The 25,272-nt window shown below is 55.3% G+C and carries 21 protein-coding genes and 1 pseudogene; 9 read left to right on the forward strand and 13 right to left on the reverse strand.

Annotated features, from left to right (window positions below; genetic code table 11):
- Nucleotides 1-39 precede the first annotated feature (39 nt).
- From ACLD72_RS10510 to ACLD72_RS10520, 3 genes are all read left to right on the forward strand, one after another.
- Complete coding sequence (locus tag ACLD72_RS10510) at nt 40-921, forward strand: hypothetical protein (RefSeq protein ID WP_410997212.1); 882 nt, start codon at nt 40-42, stop codon at nt 919-921.
- 353 nt (nt 922-1,274) lie between these two features.
- Nucleotides 1,275-2,198, forward strand: coding sequence for a cysteine synthase A (gene cysK / locus ACLD72_RS10515; protein WP_410997210.1), 924 nt, complete (start codon nt 1,275-1,277; stop codon nt 2,196-2,198).
- A gap of 45 nt (nt 2,199-2,243) precedes the next feature.
- Nucleotides 2,244-2,585: a rhodanese-like domain-containing protein gene (locus tag ACLD72_RS10520; RefSeq protein ID WP_410997208.1), complete on the forward strand. Its 342-nt coding sequence runs from the start codon at nt 2,244-2,246 to the stop codon at nt 2,583-2,585.
- Nucleotides 2,586-2,613: 28 nt separating this feature from the next.
- Here the strand turns inward: ACLD72_RS10520 and ACLD72_RS10525 are convergent, their stop codons facing one another.
- From ACLD72_RS10525 to ACLD72_RS10535, 3 genes and pseudogenes are all read right to left on the reverse strand, one after another.
- Nucleotides 2,614-3,429, reverse strand: coding sequence for an aminoglycoside N(3)-acetyltransferase (locus tag ACLD72_RS10525; RefSeq protein ID WP_410997420.1), 816 nt, complete (start codon nt 3,427-3,429; stop codon nt 2,614-2,616).
- 424 nt (nt 3,430-3,853) lie between these two features.
- The gene (locus tag ACLD72_RS10530) at nt 3,854-4,273 is read right to left on the reverse strand and encodes a DUF6157 family protein (RefSeq protein WP_410997206.1); all 420 of its coding nucleotides are present in this window, start codon (nt 4,271-4,273) and stop codon (nt 3,854-3,856) included.
- 87 nt (nt 4,274-4,360) lie between these two features.
- A pseudogene (locus tag ACLD72_RS10535) lies at nt 4,361-4,723 on the reverse strand (VanW family protein); the annotation flags it as partial.
- Between the two features lie 290 nt (nt 4,724-5,013).
- Between ACLD72_RS10535 and ACLD72_RS10540 the strand changes: the two are divergent.
- Both ACLD72_RS10540 and ACLD72_RS10545 read left to right on the forward strand, forming a co-directional pair.
- On the forward strand, nt 5,014-6,042 hold the full coding sequence (locus ACLD72_RS10540) for a peptidoglycan DD-metalloendopeptidase family protein (RefSeq protein WP_410997205.1): 1,029 nt from the start codon (nt 5,014-5,016) through the stop codon (nt 6,040-6,042).
- Nucleotides 6,039-6,488, forward strand: a complete 450-nt coding sequence (locus tag ACLD72_RS10545) for a bactofilin family protein (RefSeq protein ID WP_410997203.1) — start codon at nt 6,039-6,041, stop codon at nt 6,486-6,488. The genes ACLD72_RS10540 and ACLD72_RS10545 overlap by 4 nt, the downstream gene beginning before the upstream one ends.
- An 89-nt stretch (nt 6,489-6,577) precedes the next feature.
- Here the strand turns inward: ACLD72_RS10545 and tsaD are convergent, their stop codons facing one another.
- The 4 genes from tsaD to tsaE are packed head-to-tail and all read right to left on the reverse strand — an operon-like array spanning nt 6,578 to nt 9,502.
- A complete protein-coding gene (gene tsaD, locus ACLD72_RS10550) occupies nt 6,578-7,630 on the reverse strand; it encodes a tRNA (adenosine(37)-N6)-threonylcarbamoyltransferase complex transferase subunit TsaD (RefSeq protein ID WP_458475743.1) in 1,053 nt (350 codons plus the stop codon).
- The gene (gene rimI, locus ACLD72_RS10555) at nt 7,621-8,142 is read right to left on the reverse strand and encodes a ribosomal protein S18-alanine N-acetyltransferase (RefSeq protein WP_410997200.1); all 522 of its coding nucleotides are present in this window, start codon (nt 8,140-8,142) and stop codon (nt 7,621-7,623) included. The genes tsaD and rimI overlap by 10 nt, the downstream gene beginning before the upstream one ends.
- Nucleotides 8,143-8,156: 14 nt before the next feature.
- Nucleotides 8,157-9,008 carry a tRNA (adenosine(37)-N6)-threonylcarbamoyltransferase complex dimerization subunit type 1 TsaB gene (tsaB, locus tag ACLD72_RS10560; protein WP_410997198.1) on the reverse strand — a complete coding sequence of 284 codons (852 nt, stop codon included), beginning with the start codon at nt 9,006-9,008 and terminating at the stop codon, nt 8,157-8,159.
- A 2-nt stretch (nt 9,009-9,010) separates the two neighbouring features.
- A complete protein-coding gene (gene tsaE, locus ACLD72_RS10565; protein ID WP_458475744.1) occupies nt 9,011-9,502 on the reverse strand; it encodes a tRNA (adenosine(37)-N6)-threonylcarbamoyltransferase complex ATPase subunit type 1 TsaE in 492 nt (163 codons plus the stop codon).
- A gap of 1,168 nt (nt 9,503-10,670) precedes the next feature.
- On the opposite strand from tsaE, the gene ku reads away from it, so the two are divergent.
- Nucleotides 10,671-11,663, forward strand: a complete 993-nt coding sequence (ku, locus tag ACLD72_RS10570; protein WP_410997194.1) for a non-homologous end joining protein Ku — start codon at nt 10,671-10,673, stop codon at nt 11,661-11,663.
- A gap of 203 nt (nt 11,664-11,866) precedes the next feature.
- Here ku and ACLD72_RS10575 read toward each other — a convergent pair whose 3' ends face one another.
- The gene (locus tag ACLD72_RS10575; RefSeq protein ID WP_410997192.1) at nt 11,867-12,814 is read right to left on the reverse strand and encodes an ATP-dependent DNA ligase; all 948 of its coding nucleotides are present in this window, start codon (nt 12,812-12,814) and stop codon (nt 11,867-11,869) included.
- Between the two features lie 221 nt (nt 12,815-13,035).
- Between ACLD72_RS10575 and ligD the strand changes: the two genes are divergently transcribed.
- Nucleotides 13,036-13,935 carry a non-homologous end-joining DNA ligase gene (ligD, locus tag ACLD72_RS10580; protein ID WP_410997190.1) on the forward strand — a complete coding sequence of 300 codons (900 nt, stop codon included), beginning with the start codon at nt 13,036-13,038 and terminating at the stop codon, nt 13,933-13,935.
- Nucleotides 13,936-13,942: 7 nt separating this feature from the next.
- Here ligD and cls read toward each other — a convergent pair whose 3' ends face one another.
- On the reverse strand, nt 13,943-15,373 hold the full coding sequence (gene cls, locus ACLD72_RS10585; RefSeq protein ID WP_410997188.1) for a cardiolipin synthase: 1,431 nt from the start codon (nt 15,371-15,373) through the stop codon (nt 13,943-13,945).
- A gap of 187 nt (nt 15,374-15,560) precedes the next feature.
- On the opposite strand from cls, the gene ACLD72_RS10590 reads away from it, so the two are divergent.
- The gene (locus ACLD72_RS10590) at nt 15,561-16,553 is read left to right on the forward strand and encodes a peptidoglycan DD-metalloendopeptidase family protein (RefSeq protein ID WP_410997186.1); all 993 of its coding nucleotides are present in this window, start codon (nt 15,561-15,563) and stop codon (nt 16,551-16,553) included.
- 31 nt (nt 16,554-16,584) lie between these two features.
- Nucleotides 16,585-17,022, forward strand: a complete 438-nt coding sequence (locus ACLD72_RS10595) for a bactofilin family protein (RefSeq protein ID WP_410997184.1) — start codon at nt 16,585-16,587, stop codon at nt 17,020-17,022.
- 95 nt (nt 17,023-17,117) lie between these two features.
- On the opposite strand, the gene ACLD72_RS10600 is transcribed toward ACLD72_RS10595, so the two are convergent.
- From ACLD72_RS10600 to gltB, 4 genes are all read right to left on the reverse strand, one after another.
- Entirely contained in the window at nt 17,118-17,894 is a 777-nt protein-coding gene (locus ACLD72_RS10600) for an ABC transporter permease (protein ID WP_458475745.1), read from the reverse strand.
- Nucleotides 17,887-18,801 (reverse strand): ABC transporter ATP-binding protein, encoded by a 915-nt coding sequence (locus ACLD72_RS10605; protein ID WP_410997180.1) that lies wholly within the window; start codon nt 18,799-18,801, stop codon nt 17,887-17,889. The genes ACLD72_RS10600 and ACLD72_RS10605 overlap by 8 nt, the downstream gene beginning before the upstream one ends.
- Nucleotides 18,802-19,181: 380 nt before the next feature.
- Nucleotides 19,182-19,847, reverse strand: a complete 666-nt coding sequence (locus tag ACLD72_RS10610; RefSeq protein ID WP_410997178.1) for a hypothetical protein — start codon at nt 19,845-19,847, stop codon at nt 19,182-19,184.
- 689 nt (nt 19,848-20,536) lie between these two features.
- Nucleotides 20,537-25,135: a glutamate synthase large subunit gene (gltB, locus tag ACLD72_RS10615; protein WP_410997418.1), complete on the reverse strand. Its 4,599-nt coding sequence runs from the start codon at nt 25,133-25,135 to the stop codon at nt 20,537-20,539.
- Between the last annotated feature and the right edge of the window lie 137 nt (nt 25,136-25,272).

Genomic DNA, 25,272 nt, shown 5'->3' on the forward strand with positions numbered 1-25,272 from the left:
GAAAAAGCTGTAAAAGATTGCCGAAAAGGAGAGAAATGAATGAAACTTGTCAAAGCCGCTTCACTGGCCGCATTGGGAGCCGGCCTTGCTTTTCTGGGAGGCTGCCAAGTGTTTGGCGCGACGCAAGACGCTTCATCCACAGCTCCAGCCTTTACGGAATCCAAGCTCCCGGGCGGAGGGCTCGCTTTTCCGCAAAACGAGCGGATTCATTTGTCGACGGATCAGAAATGGGTCAAAGAGGAAGGGCATCTGTCCGATTTGATCCGGCTGCAATGGACGGCGGATCGGGCCAAACCGGCGATCGCTTGGGCCGATGAGGAAGGGAAGGACAAGACCGCTATCATCTCGCACGACAAGGCCAACAACCCGGAGCAGCACGATCATAAGCATATATCGATCGAAACGACGATGTCCCCTGATGGGGAAAATAAAGACCAGCTGTTCACCCGCTTAGAAATTCCTTATGATACCGATGTCGCGGAGATTCGCACCCATTCCTCGAATTTCAACGTGATGGACGGGATTTTGCGGGTTGCCGGGGAAGGAAACCGGGTTCTGGAGTTTGCCAAAAACGGGAAGGATAACGCAACGACGCCGCTTTGGAGCGTCAAAGCCAACAGCGTGGAGCAAAAAGGCAACAACTCCGGGGCCGATCTGAATATCGTCCGCTATTCCGATCAGGGAGAGGCTATCGACAGCGCCCTGACGATCAAACGCGACGACGCCCATGTCGGGATCGGGACCAACGATCCGCAAGCCGCACTCGACGTAAACGGAGACAGCATCCGGGTCCAGCAATCCCAGACTCCCGCCTCCGCCAATGCGCCGGGCAACCCGGGGGAGATCGCCTGGGATGAAAATTATGTTTACGTTTGCGTCGCCAAGGATACGTGGAAACGCTCCGCCTTATCCAGCTGGTAACCTTGTCAAGGTATCCGATCCTGGATATGCCGGAAAATTAGCGGGCGGGCAGAGGCAGCCTTACGGAAAGCGCCATGCCTTATGCCCGCTCTTTATCTCCTCATTTGCCGTCTGAAACCTCGCCAACTAAAGCCCCCCCTTTTTTCGTCCATGAGTGTAAAAAAAAAGAAGAGTTCTCGCTGAACCCTTCTACGCTGTGCGTGTACATTAACACAGAGGATCTTTTTGCGCAGTGACTTTTGTTACTTCGAGTTGCCCAATTGCCCCGAAACCCGATAAAATAAACAAAGACAGCTACAGCTAAAGATGGATTTAAAAAATAATGGTTATCGGAAAGCAGGTGCCGCCACGACATGACCAGTAAAGCAGTAAATCATATTACCGAGCTGATCGGGGACACCCCGGCCGTTAAATTGGGGCGGCTGGCGGGAGAGCAAGATGCCGAGGTTTTTGTAAAGCTGGAATATTTCAATCCGAGCCGCAGCGTCAAAGACCGCGCCGCCTTCCATATGATCGCGGCCGCGGAACAAGCCGGCCTGCTGGAGCCGGGGGCCACGATCATCGAGCCGACCAGCGGCAACACCGGCATCGGTCTGGCGATGAATGCGGCGGCCAAAGGCTATAAGGCGATTCTGGTCATGCCGGATAACATGACCAAGGAGCGGATCGCCATCTTGCAGGCGTATGGCGCCGAAGTCGTTCTGACACCGGCAGCAAACCGCATGCCCGGGGCGATCGAAAAAGCCCGGGAGCTTCACGCTCAAATCCCGGGCAGCTTTATGCCGCAGCAGTTCCAAAACGCGGCCAACCCGGAAATCCACCGGCTGACGACCGGTCCGGAAATCGTACAGCAAATGGACGGCCGATTGGACCTGTTCATCGCCACCGCGGGAACCGGCGGGACGATCACGGGCACAGGGGAATATTTGCGCGAACATATTCCCGGCATCTCCATCGTTGTCGCCGAACCCCAAGGCTCTCCCGTGCTGTCCGGAGGCCGGCCGGGACCGCATAAACTGGTGGGAACAAGCCCGGGCTTCATCCCGCCGATCCTGAACACCGAAGTATATGACGAAATCGTCCAGGTCAGCGATGAAGACGCGTTGGACACCGTCCGGCGTCTGGCGGCCCTGGAAGGCATTCTCGTCGGTCCCTCCAGCGGGGCTTCGGTGTGGACGGCGCTGCAGTTTGCCAAAAAGCTTGGGACCGGCAAACGCATTTTGTGCATCGCCCCAGATAACGGTGAACGTTATCTAAGCATGGACGTTTTTCATTAGTTCCGGACCAGGCATGAACATTCTACTAGAAAAGAGGCGCTTCCCATGAGCGAAATCATCGACGGCATTTCCCATATCAACAAAGATGAACTGCAAGCTTTACTGCAAAACCCGGATGACCAAACGGTCATTATCGATGTCCGGGAACCTTTCGAATACGAAGCCGGCCACATTCCCGGCGTCCCGTTGATCCCGATGGGCGAGATCCCGAACCGGCTGGAGGAATTTGATCCCGGCAAGGACTATGTATTGATTTGCCGCAGCGGCAGCCGCAGTTTTGAGGTAGCTCGTTTCCTCCGGCATAACGGGTTTGAGCGGGTTCACAACTACAGCGGCGGCATGCTGAGTTGGGACGGCGAAGTGGAATCCGGGCCTGCGGCCGAATGATCTCACCGGCAACCAAACATGTCTAGCTTTACACTCCCGGCTCCGTTCGATGGCGCGTAAGCCAGTGGACGGCATAGTCGACCAATTCGCGCTGGGGCATGAGCATCGCCTCGGCCCCGGCGATTTTCCCCTTTTTCACCAATCCTGTAGCCTGCGCAAAATCCGCCCCCAGCCGTTCAAAATCGTCAGAATCGTAGGCGACGTCCGGGAATTCGGCCCAACGTCTTACGCCGTTAACCTTCATCGGGGCCTTGTTGATGAGCTTCGTTTTGCCCGGGTAGTCGGACCGGCATTCCGCCAAATGGATGGAGGTGTTGTTGCCGTGCCCGACGCCGAGCAGCAGCACGTCTCCGTGCAGATCATACACTCGGCCCAGAGGCGACTCGTCCCCAAGCCCGTACGCGAGGGAATGCTCCATGACAATGCGATCCGCGTGAGCGCCACGGGCGGCAAAGGAATAAAGCGGATGCTCGCTGCGCAGGGTTCCGTTTTGCTTGCGGAACGTTTCCGGAATGACGCCCATCTTGAGCGGGAGCGTCAGCGAAGAATCGTACGCGGGCATTTGCTCGCGGATCGTCTTCCACCACGCCTCAGGCACCGGCGGATTCCCCCAGCCGGACGGATCGGTCAAATCGCCGCTGTGGGTCGGCATCACGATCGTGCCCGTTTCCCCCACCGCTTCCTCCAGGGCAAGGACGACGGCGGCAGGCCCTCCGCATACCCATTCCCCTAACGATTTAAAAGAGGAATGAACGAGCAGCGTCGCTCCCTCCCGCACGCCCAGGCGTACCAAATCCGAACGCAGCGTTTCCACCGTAATTAATGTGCCTTTGATCTCTTCCATATTTCGTTTCTCCTTCTCCTCTTGGCCTACGAACACTTCATAATAAGGCGGCAGCAGGCCGGCCGATGCGGCTAACGGACACGAGAGCCTTTATCGGCCGCAAAAAACGGAGTTTCATTTTCTAACGGACTGAGGGGCTCTTATTTACTCGAAATAGGCCAAATTCGCACGCCTAAACGCCAAATAAGGTCTGTGGTGTCCGTTACGTTTCGAAAACTCCGGATTTCGCCGAAATAAAGGCGCTGTAGTCCGTTAGGTTTGCGAAGCAGGGTTCATTGGCCGGTCAAGCTGCTTACTCCTGCTTGTTGCTTGTTGCTTGTTACTTGCTGCTTGTTACTTGTTGCTTGCTACTTGTTACTTGCTACTTGCTACTTGCTACTTGTTACTTGCTACTTGCTACTTGTTACTTGCTGCTTGTTGCTAATTACTTCCGGCTGCTGCGCATCCCGTCAATCAGTTTGACCCGGCCGTCCTGCGGTTCGCAGAACTTGCGGTATTCGGGGGAATCCACGCCATAGAGGGCGATTTTTCCTTGATCATCGTAATGAACACCCCACCCGTACTTTTTCGGAAGAGCCGAAGCCCGCATACAAGCATGAGGTTTGCTGAACAATTCGTCCCAAAGCTCCTGCCTGCGTTCGCGAAGCGCTTCCTCGGGAATGCCCTTGTGGCGGACATGCACCTCGAAAATCAGTTCCTCATGATTGTATCGGTAAGGCGCCTCCAACAGCAGCTCATACTGGATCATATGAATCGGCTTTCCCTTTTTCCCTGCTTCAGGAACAATGGCCTTGTCTGCAGGACAATCGGGTGAAACCCGAATAAACGTGTTTTTGTAGCTCATTAGGCCAGACTCCTTCCGTCTTCTTTTCCATTTCCAGATTCCAGCAGCGGTTCATACATCATCAGCGCGTGGTTTTCCGTGACGTACTACTCCCTGCTTGAATTTCCCGTAGTGCAGCACCATACCGTTCACATACCCTCTTCTCCGGGTCGGCTTGCCCACCGCTCTCCAAAACGAAAAAGTCTCCCCCGGCCGGATAATCAGCCCGTCAATGTTCTTTACGGCCAACTTAAGGTTAATTATCTTGTTGTACTGTAGCTGCATATCGACGTCCTTGAGCTGCCTGAGCAAAATCGTTTCATGCCGAAAAATACGATGCGGAAAAAGCGCAGCTTCCCGCAGCTTAGCCGGCTTGTCCGGACCGAGCCACCATTCTAAGTAACGCCGCGTTCGATAGTAGCAAGTCCCTAAGCAGATCCGCAATTTCGACCTTTTTAACGGTTTCATCATGCTCCCCCATCTCGGCAGGATGCCCGAAGTCTGTTCTTATTTCCATCATTATACACCAGCTGCGCGAGTGTTTTACAGGCAAACCGGCGTTTTCCCGGGCAAAAAAATGACCGGTAGAATTTCGCTCATTCCCCGTCTTCGACAAATTCCTGCTTAAATGGTGAAAAAACGAACAATTTTTTAACAGTAGAGGGATTTGGAACATTTTGCCGAAATAATTGTAGAGGCAAGTTCAAATAATGACTTTTGTCCTATTAGATATATTGGCGTTAGAATGACAGGAGGATAACATGAGGGGAAGATTCAAAAAAAGCTTAACCCGGCGATATACTATGCTGGTCGTACCCGAAGGGACAAATCCCGTATTCCGCTTTAAATTTCATTTTACTCATTTACTGGCCGTTCTGATCGCCGCAGCCGTGCTGCTCTGCTCAGTTTTGGTCTTATTTGTCGTCAACCGCAGCCACACAAGCCGCATCGGCTCGCTGGAAGCGGAGCTTTCCGATTCGTCGGACCAGTTCCAAAGCACGGTCGTCGATAAGGAGAAGGAGATTGACCGGCTGCTGTCCGAGCTGATGGAGCTTTCCGAAAAATCCAAAACGATCGAATCAAAAATGAGCGAATTGGAGCAATTGGAGACAGAACTGAAGTCGATTACCGAAGACGGCGTCATTCAGAAAACCAAGACCAATTCCGCTTCTTTAACCCAAAACATCGAAACGGAAGCTCTGGCAGCAGGCGGCGTGGGCGGCGATGCGATCCCTTTATCGGAACGGGACATCGCTTCTCTAGTGGAGGAAACCAAGGAAAGCATCACCACCTCGTTAAATGAAATGCCAAAATTGCAGCAGCGCCTGGAACAGACCAAATCATCGCTGCAGCAGTACAAAAAAATGATGGTCATTTTGCCGACTTTTTGGCCGACGGAATCAGTCCGTGTTACGTCGAGATTCGGCGAGCGGGACAACCCTTTTGACGGCGGCAGCCATGAGCTGCACAAAGGCCTCGATATTGGCGGCGGGGTTGGGGACCCAGTATATGCCGCCGCGGACGGCAAAGTGACGGATGCGGGATATAACAGCGGGCGCGGTAATTACATAACGGTCTCCCATCCTTCAGGGCTCACCACGATTTATATGCACCTAAGCAAAATTGAAGTGGAAAAAGGAGATTCCGTCAAACAAAGCGAAAAGATCGCGGAAATGGGATCGACCGGCAGAAGCACGGGGCCGCATTTGCATTTTCAAGTTGAGAAAAACGGATCTACGGTTGATCCTGAGCTGTATTTAAGAAAATCCAGGGAGGAAGATTCTAAATGAAATTAAGAGGCAATAGGCAGCCCGAGAGGCTCGACCCGAACACAACCGATACATTAATTGGCGAAGGCAGCGTTTTTGAAGGAAAAATCAAGTCGGATGCCAGCATCCGCGTCGAGGGGCAAATTACCGGCGACATCGAATGCGAAGGGGACGTTACGGTTGGGGAAAAAGGAATGGTCCACTCCAACATTCTGGCCAGGAATATCATTATCGCCGGAGAAGTCTACGGCAACGTGCAAGCCAAAAGCAAGCTGTCGATTACGTCCAAAGGCAAGCTATACGGAAATATCGTAGCGACGGCACTGTCCATTGAAGAAGGCAGTATTTTTGAAGGAACGAGCAAAATGAGCGGCGGCGCCTCCGCAGCTTCGGCAGCGGTCCTTACCCCCGGCATCAAAGAAACCGCGGCCGCGGCCGAAGCGGCGGATGCAGGGGAAAACCGCTAGGATCTTTGCCGATGGGCACTACGCAAAAACAGCTGTACCATAGAATTCCTGGGAACGGTCTATGGCACAGCTGTTTTTTTTATATTGATTTAGTTATCCGCTTGAACAGACCAGCCCTCCAGCGACAATGAAGGCTCGGCCTTCAGCCCAAGGCTGGAAAATTCCCCGCTTTTCCATTTCAAGTAAGCGGCAGCGCCGATCATCGCCGCGTTGTCCGTGCAATAGGCCAGCGGTGGAATGAGCAGGGAAATCCCCTCGCTGGCGCAGCGCTCGCTTAGCGCGGAACGCAGGCCGCGGTTCGCGGCAACTCCGCCGCAAAGCAGGAGCTGGCGCGAACCGGTCGCCCGTACCGCGCGCACGGCCTTCTCCACCAGCACTTCGATCACTGATTCCTGAAAGCCGCGGGCGATGGCCGGCTGATAGCCGTCCTCCCCGCGCATCCGGTGCTGGTTCACCGCGTTCAGCACGGCGGATTTTAACCCGCTCAGGCTGAAATCGTAGGAATCCGGCTCCAGCCACGCCCGCGGAAGCTCCTCGGCCTCCGCCTCGGCCGCTTCGCCGGCCAGCTTGTCCACATAAGGCCCGCCCGGATACGGAAAACCAAGCGCCCGGGCCACTTTGTCATACGCTTCCCCTACGGCATCATCGCGGGTATGGCCCAGCAGCTTAAAGCTGCCCTCGCGTTCCATCAGCACCAGCTCGGTATGTCCGCCGGAAACGACAAGCGCCATGGACGGATACAAAATGTCCTCCATCAAGCGGTTGGCGTAGATATGCCCGGCGATATGATGCACGCCGATCAGCGGTTTATCGAGGGCAAAAGCCAGGCTTTTCGCCGCCATAATGCCGACGAGCAGCGCGCCCACAAGTCCCGGTCCCTCGGTAACGGCAATCGCGGACAGCGACTCCGGCGGGATTCCCGCCTCCCGAACCGCTTCTTCAAGGATGCGCGTAATGCTCTCCACGTGCTTGCGCGAGGCCACCTCCGGCACCACGCCGCCGAAGGCGCGGTGCGTTTCGATTTGGCTGGCGATCAAATTGGACAGCACCTCGGTCCCGTTTTTGACAACGGCGGCGGAAGTTTCGTCACAGCTCGTTTCCACCGCCAAAATATAGCAATCCTGTTCGTGAATCAATACCATCCGCTTCCTTCCGTGCCTGCTCGGTGCGGCCGCTTCGGCAACTCGCACCACATGATGAGCGCATCCTCATGATTATCGGAATAATACCCTCTTCTTACCCCTGCGGGGGAAAAACCCATTTTGCCGTAAAGCGACCGCGCCACCTCGTTGGAAACGCGGACCTCCAGCGTCATCCTTACCATGCCTAGCTCGATCGCCCATTTCATCATACGGCGGAGCAGCTTTTCCCCCAAATGCAAACCGCGGTACGCGGTTCTTACCGCAATATTCGTCACATGGGCTTCATCCACGATCGTCCACATGCCGGCATAGCCGATCGGCTTGCCGTTATGTTCCAGCACCAAATAGCGGGCAAACTGATTTTGAGTCAATTCGTTGCGAAACGCTTCTTCACTCCAGGGCAACGTAAACGCTTCATGCTCAATGACCATAATATCCGGGATGTCCTCCAGTTTCATGGTGCGGAAGCCGATGTTTTCGGGCTGGAGATGCTCCGTTTTCCTTGAGATCATGTCCGCTTCCCCCTTTACCCGTTGCGCAGCCGCTTGGCTTCCGCTTCGGCTAACTGGGTATAATTCGGCTCAAGCGAATGAACTTCGTCTGCCGGATGCGTCCGCAGCCGCTTCACGCCGGCCATTCCCATCCATACGCCTTCCAGCTCGTAGGGAACCAGATGGACCTGCGGCATGGCGGCGGAACGCAGTTGGCCGAGCGCCGCCTCGTGTTTTGCGGTTTCACCCACAAACCACACGGCGGCCGGTCTTTCATCCGGCTCCAGTGCGGTCAGGCGCTGCGACAGCTCGCCGGCCCAGCCGTCCGTGAGCCGGATGGCGTCGGGTGCGAGCCGCTGCGGCCACCCGCCGGCCGCTGGCACGGCGAACAGCGCCGTATAGGCTTGGCCGCGCCGCGCGTCCACCAGCGGCACGATCCAGTGGCCGCCGGCGTAGCCGCGGTCCGCGGCGGCGGGAGCGGCGGCTACGCCGGCGGCTCCGGCAAGTGCGCCGGCTTTGCTGTTAGCGGCGTCGCTGGCGCCGGCCCAGCCGCCCAGCGCCAGCGCCTCCAGGCTCGAGACGCCATAAACTGGAATCCGGAGCGCCCAGGCCAAAGTTTTGGCCGTTGTGACGGCAATCCGGATTCCGGTGTACGAGCCTGGCCCGACCCCGACGGCGATCCCGGTCAAATCCCGTTTGGACAGCCCCGCCGCGTCCAAACATTCCCCGATCGCCGTAACCAAAAGCGACGAATGATCCCGTTCGGCGTGCATGCTCCGCTCCGCCAGCAGCCGGCCATCCTCCATGACCGCTACCGCAAGCGACGACGTCGAGGTGTCAAACGCCAAAAGCCGCTGCTGCGGCCGCTGTTCGTAATTGTTGTTCATGTTCAGGAAACCCCATTCTCTTTCAGGGCGGATACCCACGCTTCATAGGGTTCGCCCCGCCCTTTAATATGCATTTTCCGCGCCGTGGCCGACACGGTTTCGATATAGATTTGCAGCAAATTCGCCGGAAGCAGCTCCTCAATCAGGCTGGCCCACTCCACCAGAGAAACGCCCGCCCCATAGAAATACTCGTCGAGCCCCAACTCCTCGGCCTCTTCCAGCGACAACCGATATACGTCCATATGATAAAACGGCAACCGGCCCTCGTACTCTTTGATCAACGTAAACGTCGGACTGTTGACTGTATCCGAAACCCTAAGGTGTCTCGCAAACAATTGGGAAAACGCCGTCTTCCCCGCCCCCAAATCCCCGTCCAGGGCAATCACCGTTCCCGGCAGCGCTTGCCGGGCCAAGTAAGCAGCCAGTTTTTCCGTTCCGTGCAGATCCTCGGCTTCATAAACATACGAAGCGAAAGGCTTGTCATCAAACTCCACCATGTCAACCACCTTTAAGCGAGTTAGCAAGGTGCGGTGTCCCTTTAAGAAGCCGCTCCTTACACTCCGCCGGATGAAACGATCGCAAAAAAACGTATGTCCCCATTATATCGGTCCGCCGAAGCCCCCGCAACCATGAAGCATGCTGTCCAATACAGTTGTTATGTTTGGAAATCTCCAATAGAATCATAAAATTAATGGTAAATACCGTAGCCTGATTGGATATTTCCAATAGATGAGGCACGGTAGTATGCAAAGTGGGCGATTTGAGCGTATTCTACCGGATTTTTTTCAGTGTGAGGTGTCTGACAAGCTACATTTCTAACCACACAACTATTCTAACGGTTGCCACAACCGTTATTTGTTCCAAAAACGTTGATTTCAAATTGTAACGGTTGCCATGGCGCTTATTTCACTTAAACCCAGGCAATTTTGCTTAGATTTAGGCAAATAACGGCGCTCACAACCGTTAAAATTTAGAAAAGGCCTTTTTTCGTAAAATAGCCACTGCTACAACCGTTAGATCTCTGGCGGACGATAGTTTCGATTCAGAACCTGAGCCATTGCGGAAATCCGGAAAGTACTGGAAAGTATCAGTATCAGGGCTACAAATTGTGCAAGAGTTTATGAAACGCTAGTGGTCTGATGAGCGGCGAGCAACAAGCCTAATACCATTCGGATGTGATTAGCTGCAAAAGCTGCAGTTATCTCGTCCGATTCCTTTGGCAAATGCCTCAATAGCTGCAAAAAGTACAGTTAATATTTGCGAGTTTGATAAATATACCGGCTTAAGCCGTAAGTAGCTGTACCTTTTGCAGTTATTTCGAAAAAAGCAACTCAGCTCGGGAAAGTACCTGCATCTTTTGCAATTATCCTCCGCAACGCACTGACGGATCGCCTCATGAGGGTACATTGTTCCATAAACCTGCTCCTGAAGTCCAAAATTCCCAAGTGAATGACTCCCGACACTCCGGTTCCCGGCGCCGTGCTTTATTTCATGAAAATGAGCGGTCGCCCTGGTCGCAACCCCCGCTAATAGAAAAATATTTTAAAACCATAATAAGACCTACGAGCGTTTCATGCCCAACCGAGTAACCAATTCAGCCGCATTAACCACATAAACGTGTATAAATCGCCTAACGCCGATAAAGAAAGGAGCAATCTCCTCATGCATACCGTCTGGAAAGGGGCGATCAGCTTCGGGCTGGTCCATGTTCCCGTCAAAATGTTTTCCGCCACCGAGGATAAGGACATCTCCATGAAATATATCCACAAAGTTTGCGGCAGTCCGATCTCCTACGTCCGGCGCTGCCCGACATGCGATGTCGATGTCAACTGGGAGGAAATTTCCCGCAGTTATGAATATGAAAAAGGGAAATTTGTCCTGTTTGAAAAAGAGGAGCTCGAGCAGTTGAACGATCACGTCGAAAAAACGATCACCATTCTCGATTTCGTCGATTTGGAGGAGATCGATCCGATCTATTTTCAAAAAACGTATTACCTCTCGCCCGATCAGGCGGGCTCGAACGCCTACCAGCTGCTGCTCGAAGCGATGAAGCAGTCGGGGAAAATCGGCATCGCCAAAATCGCCATCCGCTCCAAAAGCAGCCTGGCGGCGATTCGGGTATTGGAGGGATGCCTGGCGGTGGAGACGATTTTTTATCCCGATGAAATCCGGCCGCTCTCCCAAGTCCCCAACCTCCCGGAAACGGTTCAAGTCAACGACAAAGAGCTGACGATGGCCAAAATGCTGATCGAGCAGCTGTCCACCCCGTTTGAGCCGGAAAAATATACGGACGACTACCGTGAGGCGCTGCTGGAGCTGATCGAGCATAAGGTGTCCGGCGAGGAGATCAGTCTGGCTCCGGCGAAACCGGAGACCAACGTCATCGACCTGATGGCCGCGCTGCAGGCCAGCATCGAGGCGGTCAAACCGGTCGCGACCGACCCCGGTCCCGCCCCGGCCAAACGGACACGCAAGCCCGCCGCCAAAAAAGCCAAAGCCCAGCTGGAGGAAGGCGCGGTAACGGGAGGGGCAGCAGTGGGGGACACTGCAGCGAGAGGCACAGCAACGGGAAAAGCGGAAACAGGAGGAAGGCCAACCGTTGCGGTTAAACCGAAGCCAAAGCGCAAAAGCCCCGCCAAACCGAAAGCCGAATAACCGGCCAGTCGGCAACGCCCCGGGAAAGTCACTGCCGCTAGGGGAGCCAACGTTCCGAGGACTGCCGCCAATGGCTGACCTGTCAGCTGGGCGTCCCAAGGACTGCCGCCGATGGCTGACCGGTCAGCTGGGCATGCAGGGACTACGGTTGCCGCTGAAGGAGCCTTGCTTAAAGCGAAGTCCCGCTCCCGGATACACCGATGCTACATGCTTTGCGAAACGCTGCATTCCTCCGCCGGGACGCCCCCCCATCCCTGGATGATCGGATGACGCATCGTTCCGCCGGGCGTCCATTCCAGAAATTGCACTTTTACGGTCAGGGCCGGCTGAATCCAAACGGCCCCTTTGATGCGTTCGGGAACGTTGTAAAACGGCCGGTCCGGCACGGCCAGTCCCGGGATCTTGGCGGTTAACTCACGCCATGTCTCAACCGTCCATTTTCCCGTCCCTGCATGTCCGATGTACAGAAACCGCCCCTCGGCATCATACAAGCCGAGCAATATCGCGTTAACGATGCCATCCCGGTACGTAACGCCCCCGATCGCCGCATACAGGTCCCGGGCCAGCTTCCGTTTGACCCATCTGCCGTCTTTGCCGCCGATCTGGTAGGGGCTGTCGAGCTTTTTGCAGACGATGCCTTCCCAGCCCCGCTCTTTCATCAGGTTAAACAGAAGCTGCCCGTCCCGGGTATTGGGTACGAGCTGCACCCGGTCGCCGGGAATGATGATCTCCTGCAGCAGCAGCTGGCGTTCGGCCAACGTACGCCCGGTCACCCAGTCGCCGCCGTAGTATAAAACATCAAAAATCATGTAAATGGCCTGAATCCGTCCGCTCGCAAAGCGGATTTCCCGTTCCCGCCGCAGGCTGTCGCGCCGCATGATTTCATGAAAAGAGGGCTTGCCCCCGGATAAAGCGATCATCTCCCCGTCAAGGATGACCGAGTTTGCCCGGCAGTACGAAGAGATGTCGGTGAATTCCGGATATTGCGCCGTCCGGTCGTTGCCTTTGCGGTTGATAAGGCGCGTTTCCCGCCCGTCATAGTAGGTCAGTATCCGTACGCCATCCCATTTTACCTGGGCCACCCAGTTTTCCCCCTGCGGGATCGTTTCGCTGCGAATCGGCTCAAACGGCGCGACCGGTGTTAGATCCATGAATGTTTGCCTCCATCCGTCACAAAGATGTGTGCAGCTTTACGTTTCCAAGTTTACCCTTGGCCGTCAAGCTCCATTCTCCTGCCGGCTCATAGTTTCCGCTCCCCCAGGCAAGCCTAGAGGTAACAATCTGCGGGGGAACCCGGCCTGTGGCCTGTGGCCCGTATGCCTGGATGATGCATCCCCGGCCGCCCCGTTTGAAAGGAGCTATCCGCAAGCGTATGCCAAAAACGATCAAAGGAACGATCCGTGTCGATGGCCAAGAGGTGTCCGTTTCCAATCCCGACAAGCTGCTCTGGCCGGAAGCCGGCATCACCAAACGGATTTATTTGGAGAAGCTCGCCGAGCTGTCGCCTTACCTGCTGAAATACTGCAGAAACCGGTTGCTGACAACGATCCGTTATCCCGGCGGGATCCACGGCAAATTTTTTTACCAGAAAAACGCCCCCGAACCGCTCCCGCCATTTGTGCGCACGGAGCTGCACGAAAACATCCGGTACATCGTGATGGACAGCTTGCCCGTCCTGCTCTGGCTCGGCAATTTGGCCTGCATCGAATTTCACCCTTCGCTGCATTACGTCGGCGAAAGCCTGCCCTGCGAATGGATGATCGACCTCGATCCGTCCCGGGAGGAGGAGCCGCGGATTATGGAGGCGGCCGCCATCGTCGGCGATGTTTTGGCTTCCCTGGGGCTTGCCTCCGTGCCCAAAACGTCGGGCGCCACCGGCGTGCAGATCATCGTCCCCGTCGAGTACGGTGTCACCTTCGATGAACTGCGCTCCATCGGCCATTTTGTCGCCCGTTACGTCACCGAAAAACATCCGGTCCTGTTCACCATCGAACGGTTAAAAAAGGACCGGGGCGACAAAATCTATTTCGACTACCTGCAGCATTATGGCGGCAAAACCCTGGCCGCGCCCTACACGCCGAGAGCCCGCGCCGCGGCCAGCGTTTCGACGCCTCTGACCTGGGAGGAGGTGCGCAAGGATCCCAAGCCGTCCGACTTCAACCTGCTGAACATCGGCGGGCGCCTGAAGGAGCGCGGGGATTTGCTCGCGGCCGTCCCGCCCCAGTCCGTCAAGATGATTTTGCAGCATTTGCGTAGTCCGGTGAAGGCCTAACCAACCGCTACATTAAAGGCGACAGCAAACGCGCCAGCAGTTCCTTCCCTTTTTGCCACCGCGAACGCCGGGCAAATTCCGTAAGACGAATGGGGACTGAGTCGGCGATATCCCGTTCGAAATCACTCACCAGTCTGGCGATCGGTCCTTGATCGAACAGCAGCGCGGTCATTTCAAAGTTATAGAAAAAACTGCGCATATCCATATTCGCCGTTCCGACGGAAGCCAGCAGGTCATCGACCAACAGGACTTTGGCATGGATAAAACCTTTTGTATACTGATAAAACTTTACCCCGGCGGCCAGCAGTTCCTCAACGTACGACAGCGAGGCCAGCTTGACCAGCCGGTGATCAGCGTGATACGGCAAAATCACGATCACTTCCACTCCGCTGAGAGCCGCCGTTTTTAATGCCGTATAAACTGCCTCGTCCGGAATGAAATAAGGGGATGTGATCCAAATTCTCCGGGTTGCCACCGACATCGCGCCAAAGCACATCTCCCGGATGTTGTTCCTCGGCTGACCCGGGCCGCTCGTTAAAATTTGCACCTGCTCCCTGCCCTCGCAGCAGTGGTCGGGAAACAAGCCCCGTTCATCGATCCGCTTGCCGGAAGCCAGCCGCCAGTCGTGCAAAAACGTCATTTGCAAAAAATAAACGGCATCGCCGCGCAGCTGCAAATGCGTATCTCGCCAGTATCCGGTTTTTTCGTACAGCCCCAAATAATCGTCCCCGACATTCAGACCGCCCACAAAGCCAACGGTTCCGTCCACAACGATAATTTTGCGATGATTGCGGTAATTCAACCGGCGGCTTTGCAAAGCGATCAGCGGCGGGAGGAAAAAATAAACCTCCACCCCCTCCGCGCGCAGCCTTCGGACAAAAGAAGCCCGCAGCAGGTAACTGCCCAAACCGTCGCAAAGCAGCCGTACTTTTACCCCGTCCTTCGCTTTCCGGATCATGACCTCTTGAAATTTCGCGCCAATGCCGTCGGCCCGAAAAATGTAAAATTGCAAATGGATGTGATCCTTCGCTTTTTCCATTTCCTCCAGCATGGCGGAAAAAGCCGTCTCGCCGTCCGAGTACACCTGCGTTAGATTGCGCCCTGTGATGGGATTTTTCGGCCAATGGGTCAGCAGCCCAAACAATCTTTTGTGGTATTGGAAAGCCGGATTATGCGCCTCTTCGGCCGTTCTCACGATGGAGATCCGCTTCCGCAGCTTCGCTTGGGCATCGGGAAACGGTGGCTGAGCGCGGAGCCGCAGCCATTGACGTTTAGTGTAATCCTTCGCCACAAAATAATAGGTAATGAAGCCGACAAACGGAAAGAGGAGCAAAATAAACATCCACGCCACGGCCTTGCTAGGGTTCCTGAACTCCAAAATGAGAATCATAGCAATTTGAGCGATGTACATAAGTAAAATTACAAGCAACCAGATCATAGATGCAGCCTCCCCTAGCCATCAGCATTAACCATTCGGCCGCTGGTTTATTCATCGCGTACCATGAGAACAGCTTGTGCGGAAGACATGATTTATATCAGACAGGGATTACATTTTTGACATGATTTAAGAGTCATAGGAATAGATAAGATATAGAACCAACTCGAGAAGTAGGGAAGGAGATGCCATGAGGAGTGTAAGCTTGCCGAACCCTAACCGGATGACGCTGCTTGTCCTTCGGGACGCCAACCAGCCCGTCAAGCAGGTTCAAGTTTCCAAGCCGCTCGTTGTTGCCGTCCCGCTGCTGGCGCTGCTGTCGATTTCCGGTCTGATCGTCAGCCTGCAAATTCAATCGAACCATCATGTTTCCAGGTTGGAAAAACAATTAAAATCGCAAACCATCACTTTTGAAGCAGTCGTTACCGACAAAAACGAAGCGATTCAGCGCTTGCAAAATGAAGTGATCGCGCTTTCCGGACAGTCCCAGGAGATGATGGAACGCATGGAACGCGTAGCGGAGCTGGAGGCCCAGCTGCAGAAATTTATCGATAAGTACGGCGATTCAAAGGAACTGGGCAAACTGTCTTCCCTATCCCGGGACGATTCGCAGGATTCGCTTGCGGCCAGCGGAATCGGCGGCGAATTTATCGCGGTACACGACAATGAAATCGAAGCCCTTGCCCGGGAGACGGGCGACGATTTTGCGATGATGAGCGACATGCTTGATGAAATGGAGAAAAACGTCCCGGTTACGCTCAAAAAAGCAAGGCAAACGCAATACACCATTTCCGGCACCCCTTCGGAATGGCCCACGCTTTCCACGCGGCTGACTTCGAACTTCGGGTACCGGACGGATCCTTTTTCCGGCCGGGCCGCTTTTCATGCCGGCATCGATATCGGCGGCAAGCTCGGTGATCCCGTTTACGCCGCCGGAGCCGGCAAAGTCACCACGACCGACAAAGACAGCTCGCACGGGAGATATATCGTGATCGAACATCCCGGGGGCCTGCAAAGCCGGTATTTGCATTTGAACGAGATCGGCGTTTCTGAAGGGGATACGGTGGACAAAGGACAGCAAATCGGCAAGCTGGGCAGCAGCGGGCGCAGCACCGGGCCGCATCTTCATTTTGAAATCGTGAAGGCCGGAAAAACCATCGATCCCCTACCCTATTTGAGGTAACTATTCTAAGTGATGGAGGCTGAAGTGAACCATGTTAAAAGACAGGAAAAATCCAGCAGGACTCACCGACACGTTAATCGGCCAGGGCAGCAGCATCGAAGGCAAGCTGGAGTGCAAGTCCAACCTGCGCCTGGAAGGAAAATTCAGCGGTGAAATCGAGTGCCTCGGGCAGATCGTGATCGGCGAGACCGGAGAAGCCCACTCGAATATTCAAGGCGGCGAAGTGATCGTGGCCGGCAAGGTGGTCGGTGATATTTTAACCGGGGGGAAGCTGACGATTACGAGCAACGGCCAGGTCGAAGGAAATGTCGATGTTGCCAAGCTGATCATTCTCGAAGGCGGGCAGCTCAACGGCTCGAGCAAAATGGAACCGACTGCCCCCGCCCCTATTCCTGCTCCTGCTCCTGCTCCCGCTCCCATGAGCGCTAAAGAGAATCGTAAAAAATCAGTGGAGCCGGAAGCGGGATAATCCCTAGGCGGGCCCCAAGTCTGGGAACCCAGCCCGAGCATGCGAGAATACTCCCGCCGGCATGAAGAAGCAAATGGGAACTTTACTTTTTAGGGTTATGCCGCAACGTCCCTTTTTTTGAACACTAGCCAGGAAATAAGAAGAAACAGCACGACATACGCAGCCAGAACCGCCGCCGAAAAGCCCAGGGTCATCCCGGCAGGACCTATCCGCCCGCCGTAGTATTGGCTTAAATTCATGTTCGTGAACAGGATGTATTTGGCCCACGGAAAACGCACCGGATTAAACAGCATCGCGAAAAGGTCACCGGCAAACAAAATGAAAATCGATAAACCGATGGCCAGGCCGCTGGAGCGAAAAACGGTGGACAGCATGAATGAAAAAATCGTGATCACGAGAAATTTTATGTAGTCGTACAGCCAATTTTCCAGGATGGACAAGGCCGGGCTTTTCCCTTCAGGAAACAAGGCCGAAGGCATGTTCGGATAGATGAGAAAAGAGACCGCCAGCGCCGCGGCAAAAAATACCGCCGACATCGCCAGCGTAAACAGCAACACGGCCAACAGTTTGGAAGCCAGCACCTTCGTGCGGGTCCAAGGACGGATCAGCAGCAGCTTGATCGTTCCCCACGTAAATTCTCCGGCCACCACATCAGCGGCGGCGATGGCGGAGAAAATGCCGACCAGATAATACAGGAATGTGAGCTGATCCACGACGTCCCAGGCGCTGAGCGTGGACGTTCCTCCATCCAGCGTATACAAAATCCCAAACAGGAACGTCAGCAGAACCAGCAGCCCGGCCATGATCCAGGTGCGCAAACGGCGGTATATTTTCATATTCTCGTTCTGGACGAGCCTCCAAAAATTACTCAATGCGCCCACCTCCCGTAAGCTCCAGAAATTGATCCTCCAGCGAACGCGTCAACGCCTGGATTTCATAAACGGAGATGCCCGCCGTGACCAGCTTGGCATTGATCTCCGCGGCCTTGGTGCGGTCCGCCGTGACGATAAAGCGGCCGCCTTGGGCGCGACCGGCACCGATAATCTCGGCGGCCCGCTCCGCGTCGCTGACCTCGAAGGCCATTTCCCGTCCTTGTTCCGCTTCCCCTTCCGTACGCAGCGGTTTGACGTCGACGAGCCGCCCCTGCTGAATCACGGCCACCGTATCGCACATCAACTCCATTTCCGCAAGCAAATGGCTGGATACAAACACGGTCGTGCCTTCCTCGCGGGCCAGCGTCCGCAAATAATCGCGGAGCTCGCGAATCCCCTGCGGGTCAAGGCCGTTGGTCGGCTCGTCCAGCACCAGCAGCTTGGGCCGGTGCAGGATCGCTTGAGCGACGCCAAGCCGCTGGCGCATCCCCAGCGAATAGGTTTTCACCTTGTCGTGGATTCGGCGATCCAGGCCCACCAGTTCAACCGCTTCCCATATCCGCTGCTTCGTCACCCCCGGCGACATCCGGGCATAGTGCAGCAAATTTTGGTACCCGGTCAGGAACTTGTACATCTCCGGATTTTCCACGATCGCCCCCACATGCGAAATCGCCTGCTCGAAATGATGTTTGATGCTGGCCCCTTGAATGAAAATATCACCCTTCGAGATCGACATCAGCCCGACCATCATGCGAATCGTCGTCGTTTTCCCGGCCCCGTTCGGCCCCAAAAACCCGTAAACCTGCCCCGCCGGAATGTCCAACGTCAAAGCATCGATCAACGTCTTGGAGCCGATCGTCTTGCTCACACCCTGAACCCGCACAACAGGCTCCTCCGCCACCGTCATGTTGCTCCCCCTTTGCTTCTTGTTTATCTTGTTCATAGATAGTTCTTTACTTCGCAACCTAGTTCCTTGCTTCGCAATTTCTTATCCTTCAAAATCCACAGCGGAAATAATGCCCAGCCAAAACAACACTAAATGCATAACAAATTGTTTACACAGTGTCGCCGAACATCACCATTCTAATCAAGCAATATTTCTATATTCTACCACAGAAGGATATTCCCCTAAACCACTTGGTTCCAGGCCACACCTATATAGAAAATAGACGATTATAGTCAAACATAAGTTGCGAACCTCCTGCAAGTTTCTTGCACGCCTAGCATGGCAATCCAACCCGCTCCTTCTGCTCCCCAGCTCCTTTTTGCTGTGCTGATCTTTTAAGCCTAGTGAAGATAGTTTAATGCCAGTTCCCGGAGCTCGTATCCGCGAACCCCACGTCCCGTTTCGATAGGGGCCAGCAATCCTTTGGCCGTAAGGGAACGCAGCCGATTGCGGGCGGTTCTGAAATCGATATCAAACGCATCGGTCACGTCCTTGGGGCGAACATGCCGTCCCAGTCTCCAGGCTAAGAGGAGAATCTCCTTTTCCGTGACGGGTAATGGCCGATCACTGCCTTTCCGTAGAAGACGAGGACTAATCACCATTTGCAGCAGCATTTGGCACACCTCGGGGCGCCTTTGAATATCATCAAAGGAAAAATGAATCATCTTCCAGCCAATCCCGGTTAAAAACGTGTCCCTGTTCAGCGCATAGCTGAACTTCTCGCGATCCATGTCCTTGACATGGCTTTGATAACCGTCGCATTCCAGCCCAAACCGACCGAAGGCCGGCAAAAAGGCAAAATCGAGAAACTGTGACTTTCGGTTCCAATCGTAAACTTCGTACTCCGGATGCAGGTGTTCCAATGAGCCGAATAGCGGCCACCATACATTTTGCAGCAACAGTTTTTCGGCATATTGATGACCGCGAAGCAACCTGCCTTTCCTTTCCCCCGTCCTGCGGGACAAGTGGTATTCCATAAACGCCTGATGCGCTTCCTCAAACTCCATACCTTTATCCCCCCATCGTCACAAAAAATAAAAGAACGCCCCAGCGCCGCACCATGCAAATACAGATGCGTAAAGGGACGTTCTTCGTCTGAGACTAGTATAGCACGTGATCAATTTGATAGGCAAAGCTGGATGAGAGAGCACAACCGAGTGAAGAGCATCGTTACGTGAAGTGAAGGAGCAAGCCGGACTAAATCAAACCTCGACGGAAAGCCAAGTCCGATGCAAGCCAGACTAGAACCCAGTTGGACCAATGTACACCTGAAAAAGCTTAGTCACGCTATAGGTTGCTCAGCTCACATTGGAAAATATCCAATAGATATGGAAAATCACTTCCAATATAACAAGTGTGATTGGATTTTTTCCAATAGATTCACCCCAAAACCGATAAAAAAGCCTGATTGAAGCAAATCTATTGGATTTTTTCCAATCAAGCCGCCAAAATTGCCGTTACTCGGGCTAATCTATTGGATATTTCCAATCACCATCAGATCTGAAGCAAGTTATGAAGTGGATTCGACGTCAAACTTGTATTCAACAGGAGGTGGGCATACGTTTCAATACTAAAACCCGACTTTTTGAACACGCACCTATGAAAAAAACCGGAGGCCTGAGATCAACTCAACTCAGGTCCTCCGGGTTTTCCGGTTTTCAGCTCGTATATTCGCTCCCGATATGCCGATACCCCGTTAGTTTTTGCCGGCTCTGGCCAATTCGCGCGTGTTGGCTTCGAAGGCGGCGAGCAGCGCGGCTTCGCCTTTGAGGCCTTCGTTCTCCACTTTGCGGATTTGCTCCAGCATCCGTTTGTAGTCTTTCGGGATGACGCGGACGAACTTCGGCAAAGATTCGTTCCAATTGTCCAGCACCCGCCGTCCCACCGCGCTGTCCGTGTACAGGACATGGCGGCTGATCATCGTGCGGAGCTGATCCGCTTCGGCCGGATCCTCGACCACTTCGAGCAGCACCATCTCCAGGTTGCAGCGGCCGGCGAAGTCGCCGCTCTCGTCGAGCACGTATGCGATCCCGCCGGACATCCCGGCCGCAAAGTTGCGGCCCGTTCCACCCAGGACGACGACGCGCCCGCCGGTCATGTACTCGCAGCCGTGGTCGCCCACCCCTTCGACGACCACATTCGCGCCGGAGTTGCGGACCGCGAACCGTTCGCCGGCGATGCCGCGAATGTATGCTTCGCCGCTCGTGGCGCCGTAGAACGAAGTGTTGCCGATGATGATGTTCTCCTCAGGCACGAACGTCGCCCGCGGCGAAGGCTTCACGATCACTTTGCCGCCGGACAGTCCTTTGCCGGTGTAGTCGTTGGCGTCGCCTTCCACGGTTAACGTCATGCCCTTTGGAATGAAGGCGCCAAGGCTTTGGCCCGCCGAGCCTTCGAAGTACAGCGTGATCGTGTCCTCCGGCAGCCCTTCGGCTCCGTAGCGGCGTGTCACCTCGCTGCCCAATACGGTGCCGGTCGCCCGGTTGACGTTGCAGATCGGCAGGCGAGCGCTGACCGCTTCCCCGCGTTCGAGCGCCGGCGCGGCGATTTGAAGCAGCTTCGTCACATCCAGCGTCTCCTCGATCCCGTGGTTCTGCCGCTGCGTGCAGTAACGGCTGCCGCCTTCAGGCAGCTCCGGCATATGCAGCAGTGCGTTCAGGTCTACGCCTTTCTTCTTCCAATGACCGACCGCCTTGGCGGTGTCCAGGCAATCGGTGCGGCCGATCATTTCGTCCAGCGTGCGGAAACCAAGTTCGGCCATCCATTCGCGCAGGTCTTCGGCAACAAACTTCATCAGGTTCACTACATGCTGCGGATCGCCGGTGAAGTTTTTCCGCAGCTCCGGATTTTGCGTCGCCACCCCAACCGGGCAGGTGTCGAGCTGGCAGACGCGCATCATGATGCAGCCGACGGCCACGAGCGGCGCCGTCGAGAAGCCGTACTCCTCAGCGCCCAGCAGAGCGGCGACGGCCAGGTCGCGTCCGGTCAGCATCTTGCCGTCGGTTTCCAGCACCACGCGGTCGCGCAGATTGTTCAGCATCAGCGTTTGATGGGTTTCGGCAAGGCCCAGTTCCCAAGGCAGACCCGCATGGCGGATCGAGCTTTGCGGCGAGGCCCCTGTTCCTCCGTCATAGCCGCTGACCAGGATCACGTCCGCCCGCCCTTTGGCCACCCCGGCCGCGATCGTGCCGACGCCGGCTTCGGACACCAGCTTGACGTTGATACGGGCTTGCGGGTTGGCGTTCTTCAGGTCGTAAATCAGCTCCGCCAAATCCTCGATCGAATAGATGTCATGGTGCGGGGGCGGTGAGATCAGGCCTACGCCCGGCGTCGATCCGCGCACCTCCGCAACCCACGGGTACACCTTGCGGCCCGGCAGCTGTCCGCCTTCGCCCGGTTTTGCCCCTTGAGCCATCTTGATCTGAATTTCGTCCGCATTAACCAAATAATGCGAAGTGACGCCAAACCGGCCCGAGGCCACCTGCTTGATCGCGCTGCGGCGCAAATCGCCGTTGGCGTCCGGCACGTAACGCGCCGGGTCCTCGCCGCCTTCGCCGGTGTTGCTCTTGCCGCCGATGCGGTTCATCGCGATCGCGATCGTCTCGTGCGCCTCTTTGCTGATCGAGCCGAAGGACATCGCACCCGTCTTGAACCGGCGCATGATCGATTCCGCAGCTTCGACTTCCTCCAGCGGCACCTTCGGTCCAACCGGCTTCAGCTGCAGCAGGGAACGCAGCGTGAGATATTTTTCGTTCTCCCCTTGAACGAGTTCGGTAAACTTTTTATACACCTTATAGTCGCCCGTGCGCACCGACTGTTGAAGCAAATGCACCGTCTGCGGATTGAACAGATGTTCTTCCCCGCCGTCGCGCCACTGGTATTCCCCGATGGAATCCAGCACCTTGTCTTTACCGTCCTTGTCGGTAAACGCCCGGAAGTGATGGTGGAGCGTTTCCTTGGCCACTTCGCTTAGCCCAATCCCGCCGATCCGGGAAGGCGTCCACGTAAAGTACCGGTCGACAAACGGCGCCTCCAAACCGACCGCTTCGAAAATTTGCGCCCCACGGTAGGATTGAATCGTCGAGATGCCCATTTTGGACAACGTTTTGACCACACCTTTGGTCGCGGCCTTAATGAAGTTGTATACCGCTTTTTCGTACGACACATCTTTCAACATGCCTTGGCCGATCATATCCTTCAGCGTTTCGAACGCGAGATAAGGGTTCACGGCGCTGACCCCGTAGCCAAGCAGCAGCGCAAAATGATGAACCTCGCGCGGCTCTCCGGACTCCAGCAGGATGCTCACCTTCGTCCGCGTCTCCTCGCGGATCAAATGGTGATGCAGGCAGGAGACGGCCAGCAGTGCGGGAATCGCCGCGTTTTCCGCGTCCACGTCGCGATCGGACAAAATCAGGATATTATGGCCTTTGGCAATGACGCGGTCCGCCGCTTCGCACAGCGTGTCAAGCGCCTTGCGCAGCCCTTCGGCTCCTTCGGCGGCCGGGAACAGGATCGGAATCGTAATCGCCTTGAATCCCGGACGATGCACATGGCGCAGCTTGGCAAAATCCTCGTTGGACAAAATCGGCGAATCGAGGCGGATTTGCCGGCAGCTTTCCGGCTCCGGCTTCAGCAAATTGCGCTCCGGCCCGATCGTCGTTACCGTCGACGTAACCAACTCCTCGCGGATCGCGTCGATCGGCGGATTGGTTACCTGCGCAAACATCTGCTTGAAGTAGTTGTACAACCGCTGCGGCTGATCCGACAGCACGGCCAGCGGCGCATCGTACCCCATCGAAGCGATATTTTCCGCCCCGGTCAAGGCCATCGGCTCGAATACTTTGCGCAAATCTTCGTACGTATAGCCGAATGCCATTTGACGCAACGAAATATCTTCATGGCTTTCCGCAGGGAGCTCCAGCGCCTCCGGCAGGTCCTCAAGCGTGATCAAATGCTCGCTTAGCCATTCGCGGTACGGGTGCTCTTTGGCGATCGCCGATTTCACTTCCTCGTCGGAAATGATCCGCCCTTCCCGCGTGTCCACCAGCAGCATCCGCCCCGGACGCAGCCGGTCCTTATAAAGCACGTCCTCCGCCGGAATATCGAGCACCCCGACCTCCGATGACAACACGATCAGATCGTTTTTCGTCACATAATAACGCGACGGACGCAGACCGTTCCGGTCAAGGATCGCGCCGATCTGGACGCCGTCGGTAAAGCCCATCGCCGCCGGTCCGTCCCAAGGTTCCATCAGCGAGCTGTGATACTCGTAAAACGCTTTTTTATCGTCATCCATATCGCTCAGCCCAACCCATGGTTCAGGAACCATCATCATCGCCACATGCGGCAGGGAACGGCCGCTCAGGTACAGAAATTCAAAGGTGTTGTCGAACATCGCCGTATCGGAGCCGTCCGGATTGATGAGCGGTTTGACCTTCTCCAGATCAGCGCCGAAGGCATCGGTTTCGAGCATCGACTGGCGGGCGTGCATCCAGTTCACGTTGCCGCGCAGGGTGTTGATCTCGCCGTTGTGGATCATAAAGCGGTACGGATGCGCCCGTTCCCAGCTCGGAAACGTGTTCGTGCTGAACCGGGAGTGGATCATCGCGATCGCGGATTCCAGGCGTTCGTCACGCAAATCCAGGTAAAACTGGCCGACCTGTTCCGTCGTCAGCATCCCTTTGTAGACTACTTTACGGCAGGAAAGGCTGGATACGTAAAAAGCGTCCCCGCCTTCCGCCCCGCTGTACCGGATCGCCAATTCGGCCCGGCGGCGGATCACGTAAAGCTTGCGTTCGAAGGCCAGCTCATCCCGCACCCCTTCGGCCCGCCCGATAAAGACCTGGCGAACGAACGGCTTGGCCGCTTTGGCCGATTTGCCAAGCATATCGTCCCGGGTAGGCACGGTACGGAAGCCGATCAGCTTTTGGCCTTCCTCCTCAACGATTTGCGTCAGCAGCGCCTCCTGCTTGCTGCGCAACTCCTCATCATGCGGCAAAAACAGCATGCCGACGCCATAATGACCCGGCTCAGGCAAAGCGAATCCGAGACTCTGCGCTTCCGCGGCAAAAAAACGATGCGGAATTTGCAGTAAAATACCTGCGCCGTCCCCCGAATTCGGTTCGCTGCCTTGACCACCCCGGTGCTCCATATTCGCCAGCATCGTCAAAGCCTTGCTGACGATATCATGGGAGGCCCGGCCTTTGATATGAGCGACAAACCCCATGCCGCAAGCGTCTTTTTCAAAAGCGGGATCATACAGTCCCTGCTTGACTGGTGTAACGGTGTGTTTCATCATCTGACGCAACCTTTCTATAGTTAAAATAAGCGATAATTAACGAAACATTTTAGGAGCCTGATAACCTTCCCTTGGCCGGATAAGCCCGGAATAATCTTTCTTTTATTCTAACGGAAAATGTCACGTCTGTTTTT

It is taken from the genome of Paenibacillus lacisediminis (assembly GCF_046567315.2).